Annotated in this window: 22 protein-coding genes and 1 tRNA gene; 14 read left to right on the top strand and 9 right to left on the bottom strand. The window is 66.9% G+C overall.

Annotation, left to right across the window (positions count from 1 at the left end; translation table 11 throughout):
- Nucleotides 1-73 precede the first annotated feature (73 nt).
- The 3 genes from AC3FKG_RS28535 (at nucleotide 74) to AC3FKG_RS28525 (ending at nucleotide 4,169) form a co-directional block, all read left to right on the top strand.
- A protein-coding gene (locus tag AC3FKG_RS28535) for an IS3 family transposase (RefSeq protein ID WP_488742417.1) occupies nucleotides 74-1,623 on the top strand; the annotation gives its coding sequence in 2 pieces (ribosomal slippage) (nucleotides 74-560 and nucleotides 560-1,623; 1,551 coding nt in all).
- A 540-nt stretch (nucleotides 1,624-2,163) separates the two neighbouring features.
- A complete protein-coding gene (locus AC3FKG_RS28530) occupies nucleotides 2,164-3,018 on the top strand; it encodes a ferritin-like domain-containing protein (protein WP_488744753.1) in 855 nt (284 codons plus the stop codon).
- The gene (locus tag AC3FKG_RS28525) at nucleotides 3,015-4,169 is read left to right on the top strand and encodes a glycosyltransferase (RefSeq protein ID WP_488744751.1); all 1,155 of its coding nucleotides are present in this window, start codon (nucleotides 3,015-3,017) and stop codon (nucleotides 4,167-4,169) included. Before AC3FKG_RS28530 ends, AC3FKG_RS28525 begins: the two co-directional genes overlap by 4 nt.
- A gap of 4 nt (nucleotides 4,170-4,173) precedes the next feature.
- Here the strand turns inward: AC3FKG_RS28525 and hpnA are convergent, their stop codons facing one another.
- Entirely contained in the window at nucleotides 4,174-5,175 is a 1,002-nt protein-coding gene (hpnA, locus tag AC3FKG_RS28520; RefSeq protein ID WP_488744750.1) for a hopanoid-associated sugar epimerase, read from the bottom strand.
- A gap of 160 nt (nucleotides 5,176-5,335) precedes the next feature.
- Here hpnA and ispH point away from each other — a divergent pair, with 160 nt between their 5' ends.
- From ispH to AC3FKG_RS28490, 6 genes are all read left to right on the top strand, one after another.
- Nucleotides 5,336-6,307: a 4-hydroxy-3-methylbut-2-enyl diphosphate reductase gene (gene ispH, locus AC3FKG_RS28515; protein ID WP_483713356.1), complete on the top strand. Its 972-nt coding sequence runs from the start codon at nucleotides 5,336-5,338 to the stop codon at nucleotides 6,305-6,307.
- A gap of 24 nt (nucleotides 6,308-6,331) precedes the next feature.
- Nucleotides 6,332-7,492, top strand: a complete 1,161-nt coding sequence (gene hpnH / locus AC3FKG_RS28510) for an adenosyl-hopene transferase HpnH (protein ID WP_483713355.1) — start codon at nucleotides 6,332-6,334, stop codon at nucleotides 7,490-7,492.
- A gap of 27 nt (nucleotides 7,493-7,519) precedes the next feature.
- On the top strand, nucleotides 7,520-8,614 hold the full coding sequence (gene hpnI, locus AC3FKG_RS28505; protein ID WP_488744749.1) for a bacteriohopanetetrol glucosamine biosynthesis glycosyltransferase HpnI: 1,095 nt from the start codon (nucleotides 7,520-7,522) through the stop codon (nucleotides 8,612-8,614).
- A 137-nt stretch (nucleotides 8,615-8,751) separates the two neighbouring features.
- Nucleotides 8,752-10,176, top strand: a complete 1,425-nt coding sequence (gene hpnJ / locus AC3FKG_RS28500; RefSeq protein WP_483713352.1) for a hopanoid biosynthesis associated radical SAM protein HpnJ — start codon at nucleotides 8,752-8,754, stop codon at nucleotides 10,174-10,176.
- A 44-nt stretch (nucleotides 10,177-10,220) separates the two neighbouring features.
- Nucleotides 10,221-11,030 (top strand): hopanoid biosynthesis-associated protein HpnK, encoded by an 810-nt coding sequence (gene hpnK / locus AC3FKG_RS28495; protein ID WP_483714452.1) that lies wholly within the window; start codon nucleotides 10,221-10,223, stop codon nucleotides 11,028-11,030.
- 7 nt (nucleotides 11,031-11,037) lie between these two features.
- Entirely contained in the window at nucleotides 11,038-12,039 is a 1,002-nt protein-coding gene (locus AC3FKG_RS28490) for a lysylphosphatidylglycerol synthase domain-containing protein (protein ID WP_483713351.1), read from the top strand.
- 16 nt (nucleotides 12,040-12,055) lie between these two features.
- On the opposite strand, the gene AC3FKG_RS28485 is transcribed toward AC3FKG_RS28490, so the two are convergent.
- Nucleotides 12,056-12,694, bottom strand: coding sequence for an MlaC/ttg2D family ABC transporter substrate-binding protein (locus tag AC3FKG_RS28485; protein WP_483713349.1), 639 nt, complete (start codon nucleotides 12,692-12,694; stop codon nucleotides 12,056-12,058).
- Between the two features lie 187 nt (nucleotides 12,695-12,881).
- Between AC3FKG_RS28485 and hpnN the strand changes: the two genes are divergently transcribed.
- Nucleotides 12,882-15,515 (top strand): hopanoid transporter HpnN, encoded by a 2,634-nt coding sequence (gene hpnN / locus AC3FKG_RS28480; protein ID WP_488744752.1) that lies wholly within the window; start codon nucleotides 12,882-12,884, stop codon nucleotides 15,513-15,515.
- 41 nt (nucleotides 15,516-15,556) lie between these two features.
- Entirely contained in the window at nucleotides 15,557-16,387 is an 831-nt protein-coding gene (locus tag AC3FKG_RS28475) for an MlaA family lipoprotein (RefSeq protein WP_488744748.1), read from the top strand.
- Between the two features lie 19 nt (nucleotides 16,388-16,406).
- On the opposite strand, the gene AC3FKG_RS28470 is transcribed toward AC3FKG_RS28475, so the two are convergent.
- Nucleotides 16,407-16,838 (bottom strand): FKBP-type peptidyl-prolyl cis-trans isomerase, encoded by a 432-nt coding sequence (locus tag AC3FKG_RS28470; protein WP_483713347.1) that lies wholly within the window; start codon nucleotides 16,836-16,838, stop codon nucleotides 16,407-16,409.
- Nucleotides 16,839-17,142: 304 nt separating this feature from the next.
- On the bottom strand, nucleotides 17,143-17,280 hold the full coding sequence (locus AC3FKG_RS28465; RefSeq protein ID WP_483714524.1) for a hypothetical protein: 138 nt from the start codon (nucleotides 17,278-17,280) through the stop codon (nucleotides 17,143-17,145).
- Nucleotides 17,281-17,538: 258 nt separating this feature from the next.
- On the opposite strand from AC3FKG_RS28465, the gene AC3FKG_RS28460 reads away from it, so the two are divergent.
- Entirely contained in the window at nucleotides 17,539-17,919 is a 381-nt protein-coding gene (locus AC3FKG_RS28460; RefSeq protein WP_483713346.1) for a hypothetical protein, read from the top strand.
- A 70-nt stretch (nucleotides 17,920-17,989) separates the two neighbouring features.
- Nucleotides 17,990-18,076 (top strand) — tRNA-Leu (locus tag AC3FKG_RS28455).
- 53 nt (nucleotides 18,077-18,129) lie between these two features.
- Here AC3FKG_RS28455 and AC3FKG_RS28450 read toward each other — a convergent pair.
- The 4 genes from AC3FKG_RS28450 to AC3FKG_RS28435 all read right to left on the bottom strand — a co-directional run bounded on the left by AC3FKG_RS28450 (nucleotide 18,130) and on the right by AC3FKG_RS28435 (nucleotide 19,999).
- Complete coding sequence (locus tag AC3FKG_RS28450; protein WP_483713345.1) at nucleotides 18,130-18,480, bottom strand: VOC family protein; 351 nt, start codon at nucleotides 18,478-18,480, stop codon at nucleotides 18,130-18,132.
- 88 nt (nucleotides 18,481-18,568) lie between these two features.
- Nucleotides 18,569-18,949 carry a hypothetical protein gene (locus AC3FKG_RS28445; RefSeq protein ID WP_488744747.1) on the bottom strand — a complete coding sequence of 127 codons (381 nt, stop codon included), beginning with the start codon at nucleotides 18,947-18,949 and terminating at the stop codon, nucleotides 18,569-18,571.
- A gap of 5 nt (nucleotides 18,950-18,954) precedes the next feature.
- Nucleotides 18,955-19,212 carry a DUF2795 domain-containing protein gene (locus AC3FKG_RS28440; protein ID WP_483713342.1) on the bottom strand — a complete coding sequence of 86 codons (258 nt, stop codon included), beginning with the start codon at nucleotides 19,210-19,212 and terminating at the stop codon, nucleotides 18,955-18,957.
- Between the two features lie 211 nt (nucleotides 19,213-19,423).
- Entirely contained in the window at nucleotides 19,424-19,999 is a 576-nt protein-coding gene (locus AC3FKG_RS28435) for a recombinase family protein (RefSeq protein ID WP_488744746.1), read from the bottom strand.
- 78 nt (nucleotides 20,000-20,077) lie between these two features.
- Here AC3FKG_RS28435 and AC3FKG_RS28430 point away from each other — a divergent pair, with 78 nt between their 5' ends.
- On the top strand, nucleotides 20,078-20,710 hold the full coding sequence (locus tag AC3FKG_RS28430) for a hypothetical protein (protein WP_483713339.1): 633 nt from the start codon (nucleotides 20,078-20,080) through the stop codon (nucleotides 20,708-20,710).
- 113 nt (nucleotides 20,711-20,823) lie between these two features.
- On the opposite strand, the gene AC3FKG_RS28425 is transcribed toward AC3FKG_RS28430, so the two are convergent.
- A complete protein-coding gene (locus AC3FKG_RS28425) occupies nucleotides 20,824-24,888 on the bottom strand; it encodes a CheR family methyltransferase (protein ID WP_488744745.1) in 4,065 nt (1,354 codons plus the stop codon).
- Nucleotides 24,889-25,049: the final 161 nt, after the last annotated feature.

The raw sequence follows: 25,049 nt of genomic DNA, 5'->3' as shown, positions 1-25,049 counted from the left end.
CCCTCCATGTCAGGATAGTTGTCGCCTCGCTGCCTTTCGATGAAGGACAATGGGGGGCGGTAACGGTTGGAAGATGAAGCCTTATCCGGCGGAGTACAAAGAATGGGTGGTCGAGCAGATGAAGCCGCCCTTGAACCGGTCGGTGGCGGAGTTGGCCAGGGAGACAGGCATTACAACGGTGTGCCTGCGCAACTGGCGCAACGCGGCCCGAGAGCAAGGAAAGGTTGTGCCAGGCAACGGCAAACAAAGTGATAAGTGGTCCAGTGCGGACAAGTTCCGAGTGGTGCTGGAGACGGCGCCCCTGAGTGAGGCGGAGCTGTCCGAATACTGCCGCAGGAAGGGTATTCAGCCGGAACAGATCCGGGCGTGGCGGGCCGCGTGCGAGCAGGCCAATGCCAAGACACCAGACAAGCCTGACCTGGCGCAGCGCCGCGAGGAACAGGCGGCTCAGAAGCGGATCCGGGATCTTGAGCGCGAACTCAAGCGCAAGGATGCGGCGCTGGCTGAGACAGCAGCGCTGCTGGTGCTGAGAAAAAAAGCCGAGGCGATCTGGGGAAGGGACGAGGAAGACTGATCAACGTCTCGGATCGCCGCGATGCCATTGCGTTGATCGATGAAGCGGTAAAGAGCGGTGCACGCCAGTCCAGGGCCTGCGAGGAACTGGACTTGAGTGAGCGCACCTTGCAGCGCTGGCGCCATGCGCCAGAGGATGGCCGCCCGGGAGCGCAGCGCCCGGTGCCGGCGAACAAGCTCAGCGAGGCAGAACGGCAGGCCGTGCTGGCAGCGGCCAACCAGCCTGGCTACGAGAGCCTGACGCCGCACCAGATCGTGCCGAAGTTGGCCGACGAGGGCCGCTACCTGGCGTCGGAATCGACGTTCTACCGTGTGCTTCGGGCTGCAGGGCAGAGCCGGCGACGTGGACGCAGTCACAATGCCAAGCCCCGCGCGCCGACCACGCATCGTGCAGACGGTGCCAATCAGGTGTGGTGCTGGGACATCACGTGGATGCCCACTACGGTGAAGGGTCGCTTCTTCTACTGGTACATGATGCAGGACATCTACAGCCGCAAGCTGGTGGTCAATGAAGTGCACGAGAGCGAGTCGGTGGAGCATGCCCGCCGGCTGCTCGAACTGGGCTGTCTGCGCGAGCAAACGGCTGGGCGGCCGCTGGTGCTGCACTCTGATAATGGCAGCGTCATGAAGGGGCTGAGCATGCGCGCTGCGATGCAGGATCTGGGCGTGGTGCCGTCATACAGCCGCCCACGCGTGAGCAACGACAACGCCTATGCCGAAGCGTTGTTCCGTACGGCCAAGTACTGCCCGCTGTGGCCCGAGAGGCCATTCGATACGCTGGAACAGGCGCGTGAATGGGTGCATCGGTTCGTGCGTTGGTACAACGAGGAGCACCGTCACAGCGGGCTGAAGTATGTCACGCCGAACCAGCGGCACCGCGGGGAAGCGATACCCCTGCTGGCGCGACGAATGGTGGTGTATCAGGCTGCGCGCGCCCGGCACCCGCAGCGCTGGTCGCGGGGAATCCGGAATTGGAAGCTGGATCCAGTGGTCTACCTGAACCCCGAGCGGGCTGAGCTGGAGCCTAAGGAGTACCGGAAAGCAGCATAGCGGCGGACGCGACAACTACCTTGACACACGCCGCTCGGACAAAAAGTGACTCGCCGGCTACGCCGGCGAAACAGCGGCGTTTGCCAAGAGCGATAACCCAATCATTGCCAGAAACGCCCCGCCGGCTACGCCGGCGAAACAGCCGCGCCTGCCAAGCACGATGCCCTGCAATTCGGCGACACCCCCAAAAAGGCCCGCATCATCAACTTCGTCGTGCTGACCGCAGCGCTGTCCTCGTGCAACGGCGGCATCTTCAGCACCGGCCGCATGCTCTACAACCTGAAGGTGTTCGTGTGGGTGACGTCGATCTGCGGGCGGTGCGCCTGCGGGCGCCCGCCGCTACAATGGCCCCCGGGCAATCCACTGCCAGGGGGCCAGATGTCCGAACTCTACGCCGCACCACCGCGCCACGACGGGGTCGCTGATCCAGACGCCGGCCACACCGACGTCATCGCCAATTCAGCCGAAGATGCCGTAGCGCGCGCCGCCGCCGTGGCCGGCACAATCGCGCGCACGGCGGTCGAGCAGGCGGACCACGCGATGCGCCACTGGACCGACCCGGCGCCGGGTCCGGTGCGCATCGGCTCCGCACAGCACCTGCGCATGTTCTCCAACATGCTGCTGCAAACCCACAACCCCTACAAGCCGGCCGTGATCGAATGGCCGACGCTCTCGCCTGATGCGCTGCAGCGCGTCACCTCCCTGCCGATCTGGGACATTGCCGTGCAGACCGAGGGCCGCGCCTCGATCCGCGTGAAGACCTTTGCCGAAACCGTTGCCGACCCGCTGCTGCGCAGCGCGCTGGACATGGACGGCGCCGAGGAAGCGCGTCACAAGGTCGTGCTCTCGAAGATGGTGGAGGCCTACGGCATTCCGCTCGCACCCGAGCCGGACTATCCGCCCCCGGACGACCCGGAGTGGGGATGGCTGGTGACCGGCTACAGCGAATGCATCGACAGCTTCTTCGCCTTCGGCCTGTTCGCCATGGCGCGGCGCTCCGGCTATTTCCCGGCGGAGCTCGTGGAGACCTTCGAGCCGGTGATCCAGGAAGAGGGCCGGCATATCCTCTTCTTCGTCAACTGGGCGGCCTGGTATCGCAGCAACCTGCCCTGGTGGCGCAGGCCGCTGTTCGCGCTGAAGGTGGCGCGGGTGTGGGCCTTCCTGGTCTGGGAGCGCATCGGCATCGCGCGCGGCATCGACGCCGATGGCGCGGCCCAGGACGCCAACTTCACGATGAACGGCTCGGAAGCGCTTGGCGATTCGCTGTCTCCAGGCGCAATGATCGATTTGTGCCTGGCCGAGAACGAGCGCCGCATGGCGGGCTACGATGCCCGGCTGCTGCGGCCCGAAACCGTGCCGCGCCTGGCAAGGCTGGCGCGCCGCTTCCTCAAATGACCTTGACCGCCGCGTTTGCGCTGTCCCTGCTGTCGCTGGCTATCTGGTGCGTGCTGCTGTTCGGCCGCGCGGGTTTCTGGCGCGTGCGCAAGCCTGCGCCGGCTCCCGCCCCGGATGCGTGGCCCGAAGTCGTGGCCATTGTCCCGGCGCGCAACGAGGCTGACGTCATCGGCCGATGCGTGGCCGGCGTGCTCGGCCAGCAGTACCCGGGAACGTTGTCGCTGGTCGTGGTCGATGACCACAGCCACGACGGCACGACGGAAATCGCGGCCAGCGCGGCAGCCGGGACGCCGCGGCCCGGCGCCCTGACCGTTGTCCCCGCCCGGGACCTGCCGGCCGGATGGAGCGGCAAGGTATGGGCCCAGTCGGAAGGACTCGCTGCCGCCGCCCGCGTGACGCCGGGGGCCGCCTATGTCTGGCTGACCGATGCCGATATCTGGCACGGCCCAGGCGTGCTGGCCGGCCTGGTTGCCCGCGCCGTGCACGAGCGCCGCGATCTCGTGTCGCTCATGGTGCGCCTGCGCTGCGCCTCGGCCTGGGAACGGCTCATCGTGCCGGCTTTTGTTTTCTTCTTTGCCAAACTCTATCCGTTCGAGCGCGTCCGAAACCCGCGCAGCGCGGTAGCGGCCGCGGCGGGCGGCTGCATGCTGGCAAGCCGCGCGGCCCTGGGCCGCATCGGCGGATTCGCCGCCATTCGCGGCGAGTTGATCGATGATTGCAGCCTGGCCTCGAAGATCAAGCCGGGCGGCCCGATCAGCCTGGATCTCGCCGATGACAGCGTGTCGCTGCGGCCCTATGACGACTGGCGCAGCCTGTGGGACATGATCGCCCGCAGTGCCTATACACAGCTGCGCTATTCGCCGCTGCTGCTGGCCGGCACGGCGCTGGCGATGACCGCGACCTATCTGGCGCCGCCGCTGCTGGCGCTGGCGGGAGGCCCCCGGCTATGGCCTGCCTGGCTCACCTGGGCGGCGATGTCGCTGGCCTACCTGCCCATGCTGCGCGAATACCGCCAGCCGGCCTGGCTTGCGCCGCTGTTGCCGCTGACGGCGCTGTTCTACCTTGGCGCCACGCTGGATTCGGCGCGGCGCTACTGGCTGCGCCGCGGCGGGCAATGGAAGGGCCGCAGCCAGGCGCCGGTGCGGTCCTGAGGCTTCAGCCCAGGTATCCCGCCTCGCGGAACCAGTCCAGCGCGTCGCGCAGTCCCTCCAGATAGGGACGCGGCTGGTAACCCAGTTCGCGCCGGGCCTTGTCGCAACGGAAGAACATCTTGTACTTCGACATGGTGAGCCCGTCCACGGTAATAAACGGCTCCTTGCGTGTCACGCGCGCCACGGCCTCGGCCGCGTGGGCGAGCGGATACAGCGGCCACCGCGGCAATTGCACGGTCGGCGGCCGACGGCCGCAAAGGCCGGCGATATCACGCAGCATCTGCTGCAACATGACGTCATCCCCGCCCAGGATATAGCGTTCGCCGGTCCGCCCGTGCTCCAGCGCCTGGAAATGGCCCGCGGCCACATCATCCACGTGGGCCAGGTTGAGCCCGGTCTCGACAAAGGCGGGGATCTTCCCGGTGGCGGCTTCGACGATGATGCGGCCGGTCGGCGTGGGACGCACGTCGCGCGGGCCGATCGGCGTGGACGGGTTGACGATCACTGCCGGCAGGCCGCGTTCGACCACCAGGCGCTCGACCACGCGTTCGGCCAGCACCTTGCTGCGCTTGTAGGCGCCGATGGCCTCGTGCGGTGTCAGCGCAGCCGTTTCGTCGACCGGCGCGGTGGCACCGGCTACGCGCAGCGTGGCCACGCTGCTGGTATAGACCACGCGCTCCACGCCGGCCTGTTGCGCGGCCTCCATGACGGCCATGGTGCCGTCGACATTGGTCCGGACGATCTCCTCGGGGTCGGGCGCCCACAGCCGGTAATCGGCCGCCACGTGGAACAGGTAACGCACGCCCTGCATGGCAGCCGCGACGGCGGCCGGGTCGCGCATATCGCCCTGCACGACCTCGACCGGCAAATCCGCCAGGTTGGCGCGCGGACTCGACGCGCGCACCAGCGCTCGCACGCGCCAGCCACGTGCCAGTGCCTGCCGCAGCACCGCGGATCCGAGAAAACCCGATGCACCCGTCACCAGAACGTAATCGTTTACTGTCATAAACCGGTTTCACGAAGAGATGGAAACGCCGCAACATGCAAAGGGCCGTCAGACATTTCCGGCGCGTCCGGTATATAGTAACCATCATGTGTCGGAAATGTGATTTCTGTACACCTTCCCAATCACTGAAACCCATTGAAGGGTCCAGGGGGCCTACCGTATGCAGGTGATTCTTGCTCAACCCCGAGGCTTCTGTGCCGGTGTCGTGCGCGCGATCGAGATCGTCGACCGCGCGCTCGTCAAGCATGGGGCGCCGGTCTTCGTGCGACACGAGATCGTGCACAACAAGCATGTTGTGGAGGGATTGAAGAACAAGGGCGCGCGCTTTGTCGAAGAACTCGACGAGGTCCCCGCGGGCGCCGTGACCATCTTCAGCGCACACGGCGTTTCGCGCGCCGTGGTGGCCGATGCCGGACAGCGGCAGTTGCATGCCATCGACGCGACCTGCCCGCTGGTGATCAAGGTGCATAACCAGGGCCGGCAGTACGCGGCCAGTGGCCGCACCGTCATACTGATCGGCCATGCCGGCCACCCGGAGGTTGAAGGCACCATGGGCCAGATCCCCGGCAAGGTGATCCTGATCCAGAACGAGGCCGAGGTCGCCGGGCTCGACCTGCCCGCCGACACCCCGGTGGCCTATGTCACCCAGACCACGCTCAGCGTGGACGACACCCGCAATATCATTGCCGCGCTGGCCCGCCGCTTCAGCGACCTGGTCGGCCCCGACACCCGCGACATCTGCTACGCCACGCAAAACCGGCAAAGCGCCGTGCGCGACCTGTGCAAGCTGGCCGATGTCATCCTGGTCATTGGCGCTACCAACAGCTCCAATTCCAACCGGCTGCGCGAGATTGGCACCGAAAGCGGCGTGCCGAGCTACCTGATCGCGGATGGCAGCGAACTCGACCCGGCGTGGGTCGCGGGCGCCAATATCGTCGGCATTACCGCTGGCGCCTCCGCGCCGGAAGAAATGGTCGAGGACGTGATTGCCGCGCTGCGCCGCCTGGGCCCCGTGGAAGTCTCGACCATGGCAGGCCGCGAAGAGCACGCCGAGTTTCGCCTGCCCGCCGAGCTGGTCGACGTCCGCCCCGCAGCGGCCGCACCGCAGCCCGTCGAGAAGGTCCCCGGCTGAACCCACAAGAGAAGGAAGTCCCCCTTGCCTATTCCGTTCCTGCAGGTCGCCCGCGTGGGCGCCTACATCGTCGGCAAGCATCTGGCGCGCCAGAAGCGCTATCCGCTCGCGCTTATGCTGGAGCCGCTGTTCCGCTGCAACCTTGCCTGCAACGGCTGCGGCAAGATCGACTACCCGGACCCGATCCTGAACCAGCGCCTGTCCATCGAGGAGTGCCTGGGCGCGGTCGACGAATGCGGCGCCCCGGTGGTGTCGATTGCCGGTGGCGAGCCGCTGCTGCACAAGGACATGCCCGAGATCGTGCGCGGCATTGTCGCGCGGCGCAAGTTTGTCTACCTGTGCACCAATGCCCTGCTGATGGAGAAGAAGCTGGACCAGTACGAGCCCAGCCCCTATTTCGTCTGGTCGGTCCACCTGGATGGCGACCGCGAGGCGCACGACCACTCGGTCAGCCAGGAAGGCGTCTATGACCGCGCCGTGGAAGCCATCCGTGCCGCCAAGGCGCGCGGCTTCCGCGTCAATATCAACTGCACGCTGTTCAACGATGCCAAGCCCGAGCGCGTGGCCGCCTTCTTCGACACGGTCAAGGCGATGGGCGTGGACGGCATCACGGTGTCGCCGGGCTACGCCTACGAGCGCGCCCCGGACCAGCAGCATTTCCTGAACCGCGGCAAGACCAAGCAGCTGTTCCGCGACATCCTGCGCCGCGGCCGCGGCAAGAAATGGTCGTTCAGCCAGTCGACCATGTTCCTCGACTTCCTGGCCGGCAACCAGACCTACCACTGCACGCCCTGGGGCAACCCCGCGCGCACGGTGTTCGGCTGGCAGCGGCCCTGCTATCTCGTCGGCGAAGGCTATGTGCAGACCTTCAAGGAATTGATGGACGAGACCGACTGGGACGCCTACGGCACCGGCAACTACGAGAAGTGCGCCGACTGCATGGTCCATAGCGGCTACGAGGCCACCGCCGTGGCCGACACGTTCGCGCATCCGCTCAAGGCGCTCGGCGTGAGCCTGCGCGGCGTGAAGACCGATGGGGCGATGGCCCCGGACATCCCGCTCGACAACCAGCGTCCCGCCGACTACGTGTTCTCGCGCCACGTCGAGATCAAGCTGGCCGAGATCGGCCGGGCCCAGCCGCGCAAGGAACGGCCCGCCAGGGCGGAGACCACGGCGACCCACTGAGTGCCGATGCCCGCGGAAGCTGCGGCCATGGCCGCGACCCTGCTTGGCAGCGCGCTGACCTGCGTGTCGGCGGGCTATGCCGTGACCGCCGCCGTGCTGACGCGGCGCGCGGGCACGCGCGCCGCGTCACTCGCACAATCCGGCGAACTCCGCGTCAGCGTGCTTAAACCGCTGTGCGGGGCAGAACCGCGCCTGTACGACAATCTCGCCACGTTGTGCCGGCAATCGGTCACGGGCCAGCAACTCGTATGCGGCGTGCGTGACCCGGACGATCCCGCCATCGCCGTGGTGCGGCGCCTGCAGCAGGACTTCCCCGAGACCGACATCACGCTGGTCATCAACCCGCGCGTGCATGGCACCAACCTCAAGGTCAGCAACCTGATCAACCTGGCCGAGCAAGCGCGCCATGACTTGCTGGTCGTGGCCGACAGCGACATCGCCGTGCCGCCCGACTACCTGGCACGCGTCGCCGCGCCGCTGGCAGACCCCGGCGTCGGCATCGTCACCTGCCTGTACCGCGGGCGCCCCGTCGACGCCTTCTGGCCGAAGCTCGGCGCGCAGTTCATCGACGACTGGTTCGCGCCGTCGGTGCGCATCGCGCATGCCGGGGGATCGCGCCGCTTCGCTTTCGGCGCGACCATCGCGCTGCGACGCGACACGCTGACGCGGATCGGCGGCTTCGCCTCGCTGTCCGACCGGCTCGCCGATGATTTCTGGCTGGGCGAACTGACCCGGCAGGCAGGGCTGCGTACGGTGCTGTCCGACGTGGTGGTCACGACCGATGTGACCGAGACAAGGCTGGCCGAACTCTGGACGCATGAACTGCGCTGGCTGCGCACCATCCGCTCGCTGAATCCGGCGGGCTTTGCCTTTACCTTCATCACCTTTACGTGGCCGATGCTGGCGTTGGGCGTGGCGTTGTCGCCTGCTGCATGGATTGGCGCCATTGCTGTAGCCGGCGCGCTGGCGCGCAGCGCACTGGCAGGCACCGCGGCCGCGGCATTGCGCGCACCAGTGCGGGACATGCTTTTGCTTGTCGGCTGGGCCGCTGCGCTGGGTGGCCAGCGGGTCAGATGGCGGCAGCAAGTCCTCTCCGTGCAGGATCCTGGCATGACCCGGTGACACATGATGACCAAGACAAGACAACGCTGCGGCGCTTTGCCCGATGTAGCAAGCATGGCTACGATCGTAGCCATGCTTGCTACATGCACGCCAGGCCGACAAGCCGCAGCTGACCTGACAACATCGAAGCCGACACTATGAAAAAAACCCTGTTCCTCCAGGCCCCTTCCTTCGATGGCTTTGACGGCGGCGCCGGTTCGCGCTACCAGGCCAAGCGCGAGATCAAATCGTTCTGGTATCCGACCTGGCTCGCACAGCCCGCCGCGCTGGTGCCGGGCAGCCGCGTGCTGGACGCGCCCGCCGACGACCTGACCCCGCAGCAGACGCTGGACATCGCCGTCGAGTACGACCTGGTCATCCTCCACACCAGCACGCCGTCGTTCCCGACTGACGCCAAGTTCGCCGAGGAGCTCAAGCAGCGCAAGCCCGGCGTGATGATCGGCATGGTCGGCGCCAAGCCCGCGGTCGACCCGGGCGGCACGCTGGGCGCCAGCGACGCGATCGACTTTGTCTGCCGCGAGGAATTCGACTACACCTGCCAGGACGTGGCCGCCGGCAAGCCGCTCAAGGACATCCTCGGGCTGTCGTACCGGCTGCCCGATGGCTCGCTCGAGCACAACGGCCAGCGCCCGATGATCGAGAACATGGACGAGCTGCCCTTCGTGGCGCCCGTCTACCAGCGCGACCTGAAGATCGAGAACTACTTCATCGGCTACCTGAAGCATCCCTATGTGTCGATCTACACGGGGCGCGGCTGCCGTTCGCGCTGCACGTTCTGCCTGTGGCCGCAGACCGTGGGCGGGCACCGCTACCGCACGCGCTCGGCCGAGAGCGTGATTGCCGAGGTGAAATGGATCAAGGAGAACATGCCCGAGGTGAAGGAGATCATGTTCGACGACGACACCTTCACCGACTTCAAGCCGCGCGTGGAGGAAATCGCGCGCGGGCTCGGCAAGCTCGGCGTGACCTGGTCGTGCAATGCCAAGGCCAACGTGCCCTACAGCACGCTCAAGATCATGAAGGAGAACGGCCTGCGCCTGCTGCTGGTTGGCTATGAGTCGGGCGACGACCAGATCCTGCTGAACATCAAGAAGGGCCTGCGCACGGATATCGCGCGCCGCTTCACCGAGGACTGCCGCAAGCTTGGCATCCAGATCCACGGCACCTTCATCCTGGGCCTGCCCGGCGAAACGCAGGAAACCATCGAGAAGACCATCGCCTACGCCAAGGAGATCAACCCGCACACCATCCAGGTGTCGCTGGCGGCGCCCTACCCCGGTACCACGCTGTACCAGCAGGCGGTCGACAATGGCTGGCTCGAAGAGAACAAGGTCATCAACCTCGTCAACGACAAGGGCGTGCAGCTCGCGGCGATCAGCTACCCGCACCTGTCCAAGGAAGAGATCTACGGCGGCGTGGAGCGTTTCTACAAGCAGTTCTACTTCCGCCCCGGCAAGATCTGGGCGATCGTGCGCGAGATGCTTGGCAGCTGGGACATGATGAAGCGGCGGCTGCGCGAAGGCGTGGAGTTCTTCCGCTTCCTGCGTTCGCGCGAGGCCTGATCCTGCTGTCTCATCGCACTGCCACCGCGCGTCCCGCGCGCGGCCTGATCATCACCGCGGACGACTTCGGCCTGCATACCGCCGTCAACGAGGCGGTGGAACTCGCGCATCGCGACGGCGTGCTCAACGCGGCCAGCCTGATGGTGTCCGCCCCCGAAGCCGCCGACGCCGTGGCGCGCGCGCGGCGCCTGCCTTCGCTGCGCGTGGGCCTGCATGTGGTGCTGGCCGATGGCCCGGCGATGCTGCCGCGCGCGGCCATTCCCGATCTCGTCGATGCGCGCGGCCGCTTCGGCTCGGCCATGGCGCGCGACGGCTGCCGCTTCTTTTTCCTGCCGCATGTACGCCGCCAGCTCGCCGCGGAAATCCGCGCGCAGTTCGAGGCGTTTGCCGCCACCGGGCTGCCGCTCGATCACGTCAATACGCACAAGCATTTCCATTTGCACCCGACCGTGCTGTCGCTGATCCTGTCGATCGGCCGTGAATTCAGCCTGCGCGCCGTGCGGCTGCCGCTGGAAGCCGATGCGCCGCTGCTGTTGCGCCCGTGGCTGGCGCTGCTGCGCCGGCGGCTGCGGCGCGCGGGCATCGCGCACAACGACTACGTGCTCGGCATCGCGCGCAGCGGTGCCATGGATGAGGCCGTGCTGCTCGCCGCGCTCGCCAGGCTGCCTGACGGCATCGGCGAGATCTACCTGCATCCGGCGGTCACGTCGGGCGCGGCCATCGCGCCGACCATGGCGGGCTACCGCCACGCCGACGAACTGGCGGCGCTGCTGTCGCCGCGCGTGCGCGCGGCCCTCGATGCGGCCGGCGTGCGGCGCGGCGGCTTTGCCGACGTGCTGGCCGCGGCCCGATGACTCTCGCATGAAACGCATCGCCTACCTGACCGGCCTGCTGGGCCTGCTCGCCCTCACCGCCCTGGTGATACACGAAGGTCTCGGCGATATCGCCACCGTGATGGCGCAGGGCGGCTGGCTGCTCCTGCTGCTGGTGCCGCTGCACGCGCTGCCGCTGCTGCTCGATGCGCAGGGCTGGCGCGTGCTGCTGACCTCGGCCGATCCCGAAGAGAAGGCGGGTCTTGGCTTCCTGCTGTGGGTGGCCAGCGTGCGCGAAGCGGTGAGCCGCCTGCTGCCGACCATGAGCATCGGCGGCGAGCTGGTCGGCGTGCGGTTGAGCCGGCTGCGCATCCACGACACCACGGCCGTCACGGCCACGATCGTCGTCGAGGTCATGGTCACGCTGTTCGCGCAGTACCTGTTCTCGGCGCTGGGCGTGCTGATGCTCATCGCCGCGCTGCATGACAGCGGCCAGGCCTGGATCATCCTGGCCGGGCTGCTGCTGTCACTGCCCGTGCCGGTGGTATTCGCGCTGTCGCTGCGCCATGTGGCGCTGTTCGAGAAGCTGGAGGGCGCGGCGCGCAAGCTGTTCGGCCAGGATCACCGCATTGTCGCCATGATCGACGGTGCGCGGCTCGATGCCCATATCCGCGCGCTCAACCGGCGCTGGCGCGAACTGCTGGCGGCACTGGCCTGGCAATTCGCGGGGCTGGTCAGCGGCACGCTCGAAATCTGGTTCGCGTTGATGCTGCTGGGGCACCCTGTCCCGTTCTGGCAAGCCTTCGCGATCGAGTCGCTCACGCAGGCCGTGCGCCACGTGGCGTTCTTCGTGCCGGCCGGGCTGGGCGTGCAGGAGGCCGTGGTGATGCTGCTGGGCCAGGCGCTCGGCATGGACGCCCATGTGTCGCTGGCGCTGGCGCTGGTCAAGCGCGCGCGGGAGATCCTGTACGGCGTGCCCGCGCTGCTGTCATGGCAGTGGGTAGAGCTGCGCCGCTGGCACCGTGAGGCGGCCAACGGCAGCGCACAGTAAGCGTGGCGCGCCCGGTCTAGGCGGCCTGCCGCGCGTTATGGTCGACCAGGTACTTCACCAGCCCGTCGACACCGCCGCGCGCGACGATATCGGCAAACTGCTTGCGGTACACCTCGATCAGCCACGCGCCCATCATGTTGATGTCGTAGATCTTCCAGCCGCCTGACGTGCGCTGCAGCCGGTAGTCGATCTGCATCTCATCACCGTTGTTGAGCACGCGCGATTCCACCACGACGTCGCCCGATCCGCCGCCGGGCTGCGCCGGCTTGAAGCGGAACTTGACGTTCTGCTCGCGCAGCTGTGCAAGCGACACCGCATAGCTGCGCACCAGCAGCGTCGTGAATTGCTCGTTGAGCTGCTTCTGCTGTTCCGGCGTGGCATTGCGCCATGCGCTGCCGACCGCAAGCCGCGTAGTGCGGCCGAAATCCGTATAGGGCAGGAATTGCTTCTGGACCACTGCGGTGATCTTCGCCAGGTCGCCGCTGCGGGTCTCGGGGTTGGTCTGGATGGTCGTGATCACGCCTTCCACTGCCGCCTGCACCAGGCGCTCCGGTGCGGCCTTGAGATCGCCGGGCTGCACGGTCTGCGCCTGCGCCGTGGCCACCATGGCGACCGCCGCAACGGGCGCAAAGGAAATCAAGCCGAATCTGTTCATGCCGAAGTGTGCTGCAAGATGCGTTTGAAAAAGGCTCCGGACGCCGCGCCGCATCGCGTCCGGGATGCCGGGCCAGTATAGCGGAACGAGGATGCCTACCCCGGCTGCGCCGCACGCGCCACGCGCCCCCGGGCTGATTGCGTGCCAGCCGGTATACTCGCGGCTCAAGCCCTGTCCCGAGCACGCCATGCTGACCTCGCTGCTGACCCGCCTCGTCAGGCTCGCCACGATCCGCGCCTGGCTGGTGATCGTGGCGAGCCTGCTGCTCACCGCTGCCAGCGGCTTCTATGTGGCGCGGCACTTCGCCATCAACACGGACATCGGCCGCCTGCTGGAATCCGACGCCCCGTGGGCCCGGCGCGATGCGGCCATCGGCGAAGCGTTTCCCCAGCGCGGACAGATGATCCTGGCCGTGGTGCAGGCGCCCGCGTCGGAACTGGCCGATGCCGCCGCCAACGAACTCGCCGATGCACTGCGGCGCCATCCGGAGCACTTCCGCTCCGTCAGCCAGCCCGGCGCGGGCGAGTTCTTTGCGCGCAACGGCCTGCTGTTCGCGCGCACGGCCGAAGTCGAACAGGTCACGCAGCAACTCGTCCAGGCGCGCCCGCTGCTGAACCAGCTCGCGCACGACCCGACGCTGCGCGGACTGTCCGACACGCTTGCCGCCACGCTGGGCCTGCCGCTGACGATGGGCCAGATCAAGCTGTCCGATATGGACACGTTGCTGGGCGCGGGCGCGGGCGCGCTGGAGCAGGTACTGGCGGGCAAGCCGGCCGCGATGTCGTGGGCCGCCCTGCTCGACGACAGCCTCAAGCCGGACAAGGAGGGACGCGTCTTCAGCTTTGTCTCGGTCAGCCCCGTGCTCGACTACAGCGACTTGCAGGCCGGCGCGGCCGCTGCCGATGCCATCCGCGCCGCGGCAGCCGAACTGAAACTGGCGCAGCGCTACCAGGCCAGCGTGCGCCTGACCGGCCCGCAGCCGCTCGCCGACGACGAGTTCGCCTCGGTCAGCGACGGCGCCGCGCTCAATGGCTTGCTGACGGTGCTGGTGGTGGTGCTGATTCTCTGGATGGCGTTGCGCTCCGTCCGGCTGATCCTGGCGGTGCTGGCCAGCCTGTTCACGGGCTTGCTGATGACCGCCGCACTGGGCCTGGCCATGGTGGGCGCGCTCAACATGATCTCGGTCGCCTTCGCGGTGCTGTTCGTCGGCCTTGGCGTGGACTTCGGCATCCAGTTCGGCGTGCGCTATCGCGCCGAACGCCATGATCGCGACCATATTGCGGAGGCGCTGGAACATGCCGCACAGGCAACCGCGCTGCCGCTCACGCTGGCCGCCGCGGCCACGGCGGCGGCGTTCTTCTGTTTCCTGCCCACCGACTTTCGCGGCGTCGCGGAACTGGGGCAGATCGCCGGCGTCGGCATGATGGTCGCGTTCCTGACGACATTCACGATGCTGCCTGCCCTCATCCAGGTCCTGAAGCCGCGCGGCGAAGCCGAGGCGCCGGGCTTTGGCTGGCTGGCCCCGGCCGATGCGTTCTTCGAGCGCCATCGCAAGCCGGTGCTCCTGTTCACGTGCGCCGCCATCCTGCTGGGATCGCCGCTGCTGCTGCGCCTGCGCTTCGACTTCGACCCGCTGCACCTGAAGGACCCGCACTCGGAATCGATGGCGACGCTGCTGGCACTCAAGGATGCGCCGGAAGCAGGCACCGACGATGTCACGGTGCTGGCCCCCTCGCTCGATGCCGCCCGCGAGATCGCAGCCAGGGTCTCGCCGCTGCCCGAAGTGGCGCGCGTCGTCACGCTGCAGACCTTCGTTCCCGACGACCAGCCTGCCAAGCTTGCGGCCATCGGCACGGCGCGCACCGCATTGATGCCCGTGCTCACGCAGCAGACCGCCACGCCGGCCAGCGACATGGCACGCGTCAATGCGCTGCGCAATGCGTCGCGCCAGCTCGCCATCGCGGCGGACGAACATCCCGAAGCCGGCGCCGCGCAGGCAACCCGCCTGTCCAAGGCGCTGAAGCGGCTCGCGGACGCCGATGCCGCCACGCGCGACCGCGCCGAGCAGGCCATTGCCCTGCCGCTGCGCCTGGCCCTGGGCCGCCTGCGCCTGATGCTCGATCCGCTGCCCGTCTCGCAGCAAGCCCTGCCGAAGGAGATCGCGCGCGAGTGGCTGACCCCGGATGGGCGCGCGCTGGTCAGCATCACCCCGCGACTGCCGCAGCAGGACGGCATCGAACGCGAAGCCGCGCTCAACCGATTCATCGACGCGGTGCTCCACGTCGAGCCGAACGCAACCGGCGGGCCGATCGCCATCCGCGGCTCCGCCGATACGATCATGGGCGCCTTCGCGCAGGCCGGCGGCTGGGCCGTGCTGTCCATCACGATCCTGCTGTGGATTGCGCTGCGCCGGATTGGCGATGTGCTGCGCACGCTCATCCCGCTGCTGGTGTCGGCCATCGTCACGCTGGAACTGTGCGCGGCGTTCGGCATTGCGCTGAACTTCGCCAACGTGATCGCGCTGCCGTTGCTGCTCGGCATTGGCGTCGCCTTCAAGATCTACTACGTGATTGCATGGCGCCATGGCAAGACCAAGCTGCTGCAGTCCAGCCTCACGCACGCCGTGCTCTATAGCGCCGCCACCACCGCCACGGCGTTCGGCAGCTTGTGGCTGTCGCAGCATCCCGGCACCGCGAGCATGGGCAAGCTGCTGGCGCTGGCGCTGATGTGCACGCTGGCGGGCGCCGTGTTCTTCCAGCCGATCCTGATGGGCCGCCCGCGCGAACGCGCGCACCGGCCCCACGCAACACCCGTTGAATAACCACAACTAATCGATCGCGACCGCGACTCATCCGCAGTTCCATGCCGCTCCCCTCAATGACGCGCCAGCCCGTACGGCTGGCATGCATCGCTCTCGTTCCGCTGCTTGCGGCCGGTTGCGCCACCGGCCCGCAGGCAAACCCCGATGACCCGCTCGAACCGATGAACCGCGTGGTCTTCAAGGTCAACGACAAGCTCGACCAATACGTCGCCACGCCGGTGGCCAAGGGCTACCGCGCGGTCACGCCGCAACCGGTGCGCACCGCGGTGACCAACTTCTATTCGAATATCGCGGACGTGGGCAACTTCGCCAACAACCTGCTGCAGGGCAAGGGCGTGGATGCGGCCGAGAGCCTGATGCGGGTGGCGATCAACTCCGTGCTGGGGATTGGCGGGCTGATCGACATTGCCACGCCGGCCGGCCTGCAGAAGCATTCGCAGGACTTCGGGCTGACGCTGGGCACGTGGGGCGTACCGCCAGGGCCTTACCTGGTGCTGCCGTTTTTCGGCCCGAGCTCGTTCCGGGATGGCGTGGGCCTGTATGTGAATTTCCAGTTCGACCCAACCACCTACATGGATCCGGCCTGGCGCAATTCGCTGTTTGCCATGAACGTGGTGGACGTGCGCACCAACCTGCTCGGCGCAACGGACCTGCTCTCGCTGGCGGCGCTGGACAAGTACGCATTTGTCCGCGATGCCTACGTGCAGCGCCGGCGCTACCTGCTGGATGGCGGCGGCGGCAAGCTGCCCGACTACGGTGACGACGAGGAGGCGGAAGGCGCGGCCATGCCGACGCCCGCCTCGTCGCCGGCACCGGCATCCGCGCCGGGCGTCGAGCCCGCAGCGCCCGCTTCCGGGACACCGGGGCAATAGCGCCCAGGCGCCGGGAAACTCAGCCGCCGATGCCCAGCAGCACCACCTCGAACGTGAGCGTGGCATTCGGCGGAATCGTGCCCGGCACGCCGCGCGCACCGTAGGCGGTTGCCGCCGGGCAGGTCAGCCTGGCCTTGCCGCCGACCTGCATGGTCTGCACGCCTTCGGTCCAGCACGGGATCACGCGGTTCAGCGGGAACGAGATCGGCTGGCCGCGCTTGTACGAGCTGTCGAATTCGGTGCCGTCGGCCAGCGTGCCGCGGTAATGCACCTGGACGGTGTCGGTGGCCTTGGGCGACGGGCCGGTGCCCTTGACCAGGTGCTGGATGGTCATGCCCGAGGGCAGCGTCTGCGGCGCTGCGGCGGCGGCCGGTGCCGAGGCGCCCGGTGCGGCCGCCACGGCGGCGCAGGCAAAAGTCATGGCACTGAGAAGCAGAGCGATTCGTTTCATGGGAAATCCGGAGCAGCGGCGTTGTGGAATGGAATGAGCGGGCAGTGTAACCCGCCCGGCAGGGACCAGACGCGCCGATTCACGGAAACGAAACACCCGCCTTGGGGCGGGTGTTTGCGGGAACGGATCTGAGGAGGCGCGCTAACCCGCCATGGCGGGCATGGTGGTAATCATCTGCGCGAAGTCGTTGTGACCGCGGTCCATCGACGAAAAATTGTCGGACCGGGGCGATTCGTCAATCTTCCGACTGACGAGCGGAGCGCGATGTGACCCGCGCAGGCGTAGGGCGGGCCGTCCCGGAGACTCAGGTAAGTACGTTGAAGACGAAGCCCAGCGCAATGGCCGCGCCGATCGTTTCCACTGCTGCCAGCGCGAGCAGGTTCTTCACAATGAACGCATCTTCCTGCTTGGTCACCATGGTGTAGTCTCCGTAGGAATTCATGTCCGACTGGAAAGCGATGAGCAACCCTTGCAACGTGCAGCCCGATCTTCCATCCAGCCACGTCTTGTGCGCGTTTCCAGTAGACTCCAACGCCAGCGCCTGCGAAAGCTGGCACAAACCCGAATATTGCGACGGCGCGAACCGGCACACAGTATGGTGTTGCCGCATGACGCCAGGCTTCAGGAAAATGCCGGAACGACCGAAGTTGTATGAGGCAGGCGCAGGCTTGTGTTGATCCCTTTCCGATTGTTGACCGGCATGGAACCCCAGGAACCCCTCTCGTTCGAATTCGTTTCCGTCGAGGAAGCGAAAAAGATTCTTGACGGCGCGCCGCCCGAGCACGCAGCGCCGGACTGGCCCAGCCTGCGCAGGCCCGCGCCGCCCGACACGCTGGCCCTGACGCCCGCGGCAGTACGCTGGCTGGCCTCGCTGCCGCCCGAAGCCCGGCCCCTGGAGCTATGCCGCCGTTTTCCGCGTATCGGCAACCAGCTCGCTGCGTTGTGGAGCCATCCCGATGGCATCCTGGCCTACCTCGAAGACCTGCTGATCGACAAGCGCGGCGGGCGCCAGGGCTTTCCCGACGGCATTGCGCTGGAGCTCTCGCGGCTGCAGGAACACCTGCGGCCACCGCAGGCGTAGCGCGAATATTGGTCTTCGCGGCGTACCGCTTGCATTCCCCGAATCCTCTGGTACAATGCGCAGCTCACTTGCCCAGGTGGCGGAATTGGTAGACGCACTAGGTTCAGGTCCTAGCGGTGGCAACACTGTGGAGGTTCGAGTCCTCTCCTGGGCACCAAGATTTGGAAAAGGCTTGCTTCGGCAAGCCTTTTTTCATTGGTGCGCGCGATGTCAGCAGTGGACCAGCACGTTGACGAGCTTGCCAAGCGGATCGCGCACGTAGAAGCGCCGCACGCCCCACGGTTCCAGCGCGGGGCCGTACTCCACCGCAATGCCGGCAGCCCGCACGCGCTCTAGCGCCGCATCAAGGTCATCGACCTCGATCGACAGATCCGGCACCGGCGTTCCCGAGCCACCTTCCGAAGCCACGCTGATTTGCACCGACATGGACTCGTGCGAGCCATAGGTGGCAAGCCATCCGTGATCCATCAGCAGTTCCAGGCCCAGAACATCCCGATAGAACGCACGAGCCGTATCGAGATCCGGCGCAAAAAGGTTCGCGACAATGCGTTTGACTTTCATGGCACTCCGGCGGCAAGCTGAATGGCAGCCCGCATCAGGAAAGTGCCGATGATGACACGGAACGGCGAGCCCGGATGACCGGGCCGCTTCAGCGCGCCTTTTCGTCAGGCGGGCGCACCTGGTCGATCCTTGCCCCGCCCGTCCCCTTGCGCGGGCTGCCATGAAGGCCGGAGGTCGAAGTCTTGCCGGCGGACTCGGCGTCCGGACGCGCGGCAGGCTTTCCGGGCAAACCCGCGCCGGTCGCAGGGGGCTGCGGCGTGTCGTTCAGGCCCTTGCCCAACCCGCCGGGATTGTCAGCCCCCTTGCGCGTGGCCGCGGGCGTGCTGCCCGGCGCCATGGGCCCGATGATCCTGCTGTCCTTCGGGCCGTAGTCGGCACGGTTCGACGTGTCCTGGGCCAGGCCCGTCACGCTGCAGCACAGAGTCATCGCGGCGATCGCGGCGGATGCCGCACAACGCATGTCACGCATGGCCGCTACCCGCGATGATGGGCCACGGCTTCGGAAACCTGCGCAGGGTCCTCGTAGCGCTTTTCGGGAATGCCTTCCAGCGCATCGACGATCGCGTCGTCGGCGCCGCTGTCACGCGCGGCCGAAACCAGCGCGCCGCGCGTGGCCGGATAATCGACGCCCTTCAGCGCTTTCTGCAGCGCGATCGGGTTCGGCTGGTTGCGAGCGGAGTCGCCCTTGCTGCCCTTGTCACCCTTGCCGCCCTTGTCTTTGTCGCGTTCCATACCATAGCCTCCATCGGTTCTCCTGCACGGCAAGACGTTCCGCGCAGGCTGCATGCGTGGCCTTGAGGGACGCAAAGCCCATGCCGGAATCGAAGCACGTCTGTCGCGATGGACGACAAAAGCCATCACGCGACGCAGCCGATGCGGGACCGCGCCGCGTGGAAAGAAATTGCATCGGGGAGGTGCGCGGATTGCAAAACCCGCGCAGCGCTCACGACCAGCCGTCGCGAATGCGCATGATGGTCTGGCGCGACACGCGCAGTGTCCGCGCCAGCTCGCTGATCGACGTGCCGACACGAATGGCGGCGCGGATTTCTTCGTGCATGTCGGGTTCCAGCAAGGGCTTGCGGCCCAGTTTCGCGCCGCGATCGGCGGCCTCCTGCGCGCTCAGCTTCATGCGCGCACTGCGCCCCTGGCGCTCCAGCCGTTCAATGGCCTGCAGGGTGCGCATGGTCACGGAGCCGGGTGCGGTCAGGTCGTCATCGCCGACTTCGACGCAACACACACGCACCCCCAGCGCGCGGCAGCGCTGCGCCGTGGCAATGACGTCACGCAGGTTGCAACCAAGGCTGGCAAGCGTAGCGGTGAGGATCGTGTCCCCCGCGCGCAGGCGCCGCAGCATCTGCTGGAACGCCGGACGCTGCAGGGCCGGCCCCGTTCCCGACGTGCGCTCCCACCAGGCGTTGCCGATGTTCACGACGTAACCCGCAGCGTCCAGCGCCATGCATTCGCTTTCAAACTCGCTGAGGCTTCCTGCCTGATTCGTATAGAGATACATGGACGGCATTCGATCTCCTTGCCGTTTGCCGGCGGCCTGACACCCTTACGGTGTCCGGAATCGTAGCATTCATAACGGCTCGCCGATATGTCAGCACAGCTCAACCTTTCTTACCATCTCGTTAATACACCGAGACAACAAGGATCGGTTGCACTGCGAATGCAAACCGGCCGCGACTGGAGACAGAAAGTGCCGATGACGACGCAACAATATTACGATCATACGGTCGAAGGTTCCGCAACGCTGCTCTCCGACGATACCTGGCAGGCTGCTGGCTGCGTAGTGCATGCCGGCGCCGTGCTGGTGGAGTCGGGCACGCTGGGCCTTTTCCGGACCCGTGAACGTGCGCAGGCCCAGGGGCTGGCCTGGGCCAAGAGCTGGATCGACATGCATCCGGACTCGGAAATCGCCGCGCCCGAACCCACCGCCGACGACAATGCCGGCACTCTCCAGCCCGAGGCCGCCGTGCGCGTGCGCACGGCGCCCGACTGTACATCCAAGCGATTGTTCGATATTGAAAGACATATCGCCGAAGTCCGCAGCAATATCCGTCGCCAGATTCGCTTCACGCGACAGCTTCGCGAAGATGGGCTGCCGACCGCGTTTACCGAGATGCTGTTGCACACCTTGTGCCAGACCGTGATGGCGCTGCGCGCGCAGCGCAACCGGCTGCGGCAGCAGACCAACGCCGCCTCGAGTTCGCGCTCGCGCAGCCGCTAGGCGGGACAGCGGAAGGACTGAAAGCCCGAAAGCCCGAAAGAAGAAAAAGCGAAAATCATCGGCGCCTGGAACCGCCCCGGCAAACGGGACGGCTTCCAGGCGCCGTGTCCGCTTCAGCGCGTGCGCAGGCGCAGCAGCGTCGTCAACAGGGTGTCCAGCACGATCGGCTTGGACACGTGGGCGTCAAAGCCGGCCTGGAGCGCGGCGTCGATGTCCCGCTGTTGCCCGTAGCCGCTGAGCGCGACGGCGGTCAGGTTTTCCAGGCCCGAGAGCTGGCGCGCGGCACGCAGCAGTTCGAAGCCATCCATGCCGGGCATGCCAAGATCGGACAGCAGCAGGTCCGGCGCGCTGGACGCCATCTCCCTGAGTGCGGTCTCGGCGTCCGTGGCGACCTGCACCACCGCGCCTTCCGATTCGAGCAGCATCCGGAACGTCTCCACCGTCGGCGCATCGTCGTCCACGAGCATGACGCGCATGCCGCGCAGCAACGAGGGCGTCACCGGCACCTCGCCGTCATCGTGCTGCTCGCCGGATCCGGCCGGCAATTCGACCGTGAAGCTGGCGCCGCGGCCAAAGCCGGCCGAGTCCGCACTGACCGTGCCGCCATGCAGCGTCACCAGCTCCTTGACCAGCGACAGCCCGATGCCAAGACCGGATTGCCGCCCGCGCGGACCGCCGCCCTGGTGGAACATGTCGAAGATATGGGGCAACGCCTGCTGGTCGATGCCATGCCCACTGTCCCGGACGACCAGCCTGGCGTGATCGCCCTGGTTCTCCAGCTTGACGTCGATCCGGTCGCCGTCCCGCGTGAACTTGAGCGCATTGCTGATCAGGTTCCAGACCACCTGCTCGATCCGCGTGACGTCGGCATTGATCCACACCGGCGTTTCGGCCAGTTCGCAGTGCAGCGTCAGGTTCTTGCACGAAGCGTCCTCGGACGCGGCATCGCAGACGCGCTGCACGACCTCGCGCCAGTCCAGCGGCTCGCGCGTGAGCGAGAGCTTGCCGGTACGCACGCGCGACATATCGAGCAGGTCGTCGATGATCTGCGCCTGGTTCTGCACCGTACGGCGGATGGTCGCCGTCGCGCGCGCGATCAGCGGATTGCGGCGTGCCTCGCTCGAGCGCGAGATCAGTTCGCTGCTCGCGCTGATCAGGTTCAGCGGGTGCTTGAGTTCGTGCGACACCACCGCCAGGAATTCGTCGCGCCGCACCTGGTCTTCGTCGTGCCGCCATGACGACTCGTTGCGCGGGGCGCCTTGCGGCAAGGCCTCGTCGAGGTCGCGCGCGATCTTGGCGTAGCCGCTGATCCCGCCGCTTTCCAGCCGCGACAGCACGCCGCTGGAACGGAAGCGCGTGCCGTCCTTGCGCACGTGCCAGCGGTCTTCCTCGACCCGCCCGTACTTGCGGGCCTGGTTCATCTCCTCGGCCGGCACGCGTTGGTCGCGGTCTTCGGGCGTGTACAGGACGTCGGACGACCGGCCCAGCATCTCGGCCTCGTCGTAGCCGAAGATGCGCTGCGCGCCGACGTTCCAGCTGGTGACGCGGCCTTCGTCGTCGAATGTGATGATGGCGTAGTCGCGCGTGCCTTCGGCAACGATGCGCATGCGCCGCTCGCCATCGCGCAGGCGCTCTTCCGCGGCCCGGCGCGACGTAATGTCGATGAACGACAGCACGGCCCCGTCGATGCGATCCTCGGTGGTCCGGTAGGGCAGCAGCCGCGCCAGGTACCAGCGGCCGTCGCTGCTGCGCACCTCGCGCTCGATCAGCCGCAGCGAATCGAAGGCTTCGGCGGCATCGTCCGACAGCTTGTCATATTCGAGCCGGTGCGTGATGTCGAGCAACGACCGTCCGATATCGGACGGGATGATGCTGAACACATCCGTCGCCCGCGGCGTATACCGCTTGATGCGGATATTCCGGTCCACGAAGATCGTGCCGATGTCGTTGGCCGTGATCAGGTTCTGCAGGTCGTCGTTGATCTTGCTGGTCTCTTCGACCTTCGACTTGAGCTCGGCGTTGACGGTGGTCAGCTCTTCATTGATCGACTGCAACTCTTCCTTGCTGGTCTCGAGCTCTTCGGTCGCCGAACGCAGTTCCTCGTTGATGGCCTGCAATTCCTCGTTCGACGCCTTGAGCTCCTCGGTCGAGGTCTCCGACTGTTCGATCGTGGCCTGCAGCTGCTCCTTGGTGCGGTGCAGCTCGCTTTCGAGCTGGCTGACCACCGGATCGCGCAGCGGCTTCGACGCCATGGCGTCCGCCTCGGCCATGCTGTCCTCGACCTCGTCGAACAGGATCAGCACGAAGTCCGCGTTGGCTTCGACGTCGTGGACGGGCCGCGCAATCATGTTCACGAAGAAACGCCGGCCGTCGCGCTCGAGCTGCACGCGGCGCGCTTCCACGCTGTGGTTGGCCTGCAGGGCCTGGAAGATCGCGGTACGCAGTTCGAGCCGCAATTCCGGCCGCACCGCCGCGATGATGTTGTGCGACGGCTCGCCGCCGGCATATTGCAGGAAGCGTCCGGCGCGGTCCGACAGGTGGACGATGTCCGACTCGCGGCTGACCAGCACGCTCGGCGGCGCATGTTGCTCGATCACGCGCTGGTGCAGGTCGCCGAACGAGAACTTGCGGCGCCCCGTATGGGGCGTGATCATCATCGGCAGGGCCGACGCCATGGTCGCGGGCGCCTGCGGCATGGGCGCATCGGCGCGCACCGCGACGTTGGCGCGATAGATCCTGGCCTTCTTGTCGACCACGCTGAACAGGTTCGCAACGCTGTCCGCCGCCTCCGAGCCGCCCAGGAACAGGTAGCCGCCCGGGCGCAGCGCAAAGTGGAAGGTGCGCAGCACTTCCAGCTGGGCTTCGCGATCGAGGTAGATCAGCATGTTGCGGCAACACACCATGTCGAGCCGCGAGAATGGCGGATCGCGCAGCACGTTGTGCAGCGCGAACAGTACATGTTCGCGCAGCTCTTTCTTGACGCGGTAGTGCCCGGCATCGCGCGTCAGGAACTGGCGCATGCGGCCGGCGTCCACATCGGCCGCGATCGCCTCCGGATAAAGCCCCATGCGCGCCTGGGCGATGGCCCGCTCATCGATGTCGGTGGCGAAGACCTGGTACGGCACGGCTTCGGCCGTTTCGCCTGTTGCCTCCTGCAGGAGCATGGCCAGCGAGTAGGCTTCCTCGCCGGTGGCACAGCCCGCGCTCCAGACACGGATCGGATCGCCCTCGGCCCGGCGGGTCGCGATGATCTGCGGCAGCACTTCCGTGCGCAGCGCGTCGAAGGACTCGCGGTCGCGGAAGAAATTGGTCACGCTGATCAGCATGTCCTGCAACAGCAGCGGCGTTTCGTCCGGGTGGCCGTGCAGGAAGTCGCGGTACTCGGACAGTTCGCTGAGCCCGTTCACCTGCATGCGCCGCTCGATGCGGCGCAGGACGGTGGCGCGCTTGTACTGGCGGAAGTCATGCGAGGTGCGCGTGCGCAGGATCACCATGATCTCGCGCAGGATGTGCTCGGTATCGGCTGCGGCGGCGACGCTGTCGCCGGATTCCGCATCCGAGGGCAGGCGGATGCGGCTGGCGTTGGTCCACAACTCCATGAGCTTCTGCGGCATCTCCGGCACCGGCAGGATGATGTCGACCTGCCCGGTGCTGACCGCCGCGCGCGGCATGCTGGAAAACGCCGCGTCCTCAGGCTGCTGCGCAATGACGATGCCGCCAAGCTCCTTCACGCGCGTGATGCCGACCGAGCCGTCCGCGCCCGCGCCGGACAGCACGATGGCCGCGGCCCGTTCGCGATGCGCCTCCGCCAGCGAACGGAAGAACAGGTCGATGGACGCGCGGCGGCTGTCGAGCGCGCCCACCGCTTCGACGCTCAGGTAGCCGTCCACCATCGACAGCGTCATCGACGGCGCAATCACATAGATCTGGTTGGCCTCGATGGTCGTGGTGCCCGTGACCTGCGTCACCGGCATGGCGGCGACCGCGCCGATCACGGCGGGCAGGTTGCTCGCGTGGTCCGGGGCGAGATGCACCACCACCACATAAGCTGCGCCGCTACGCCCCGGCAAGGCTTCAAAAAATGTCTTGAGCGCCTCGATGCCGCCGGCCGACGCACCGATGCCGACGACAGGAAAGGAGAGTTGGCTGGGGAGCGATTTCACTCGGGATGAAGCCATCGTGGTGCGCAAATTTGCTGATCTGAGGGTAAGAAGGAAATATTACTACGCAACGCCCTTGCCAGCGCGCCCAAATGTGGGAATAGCCGCCCGCCAGTGCCGGTAGCGCGACGTGGCGCGGAGGCGACTCGAACCACGCCCGTTCCGGGGGCAGGCCTTGC

This window comes from Cupriavidus sp. 22TCCZM04-2, from assembly GCF_057798895.1.
Note: the sequence above shows the minus strand (reverse complement) of the source record. Positions and strands in the feature narration are given on the sequence as shown.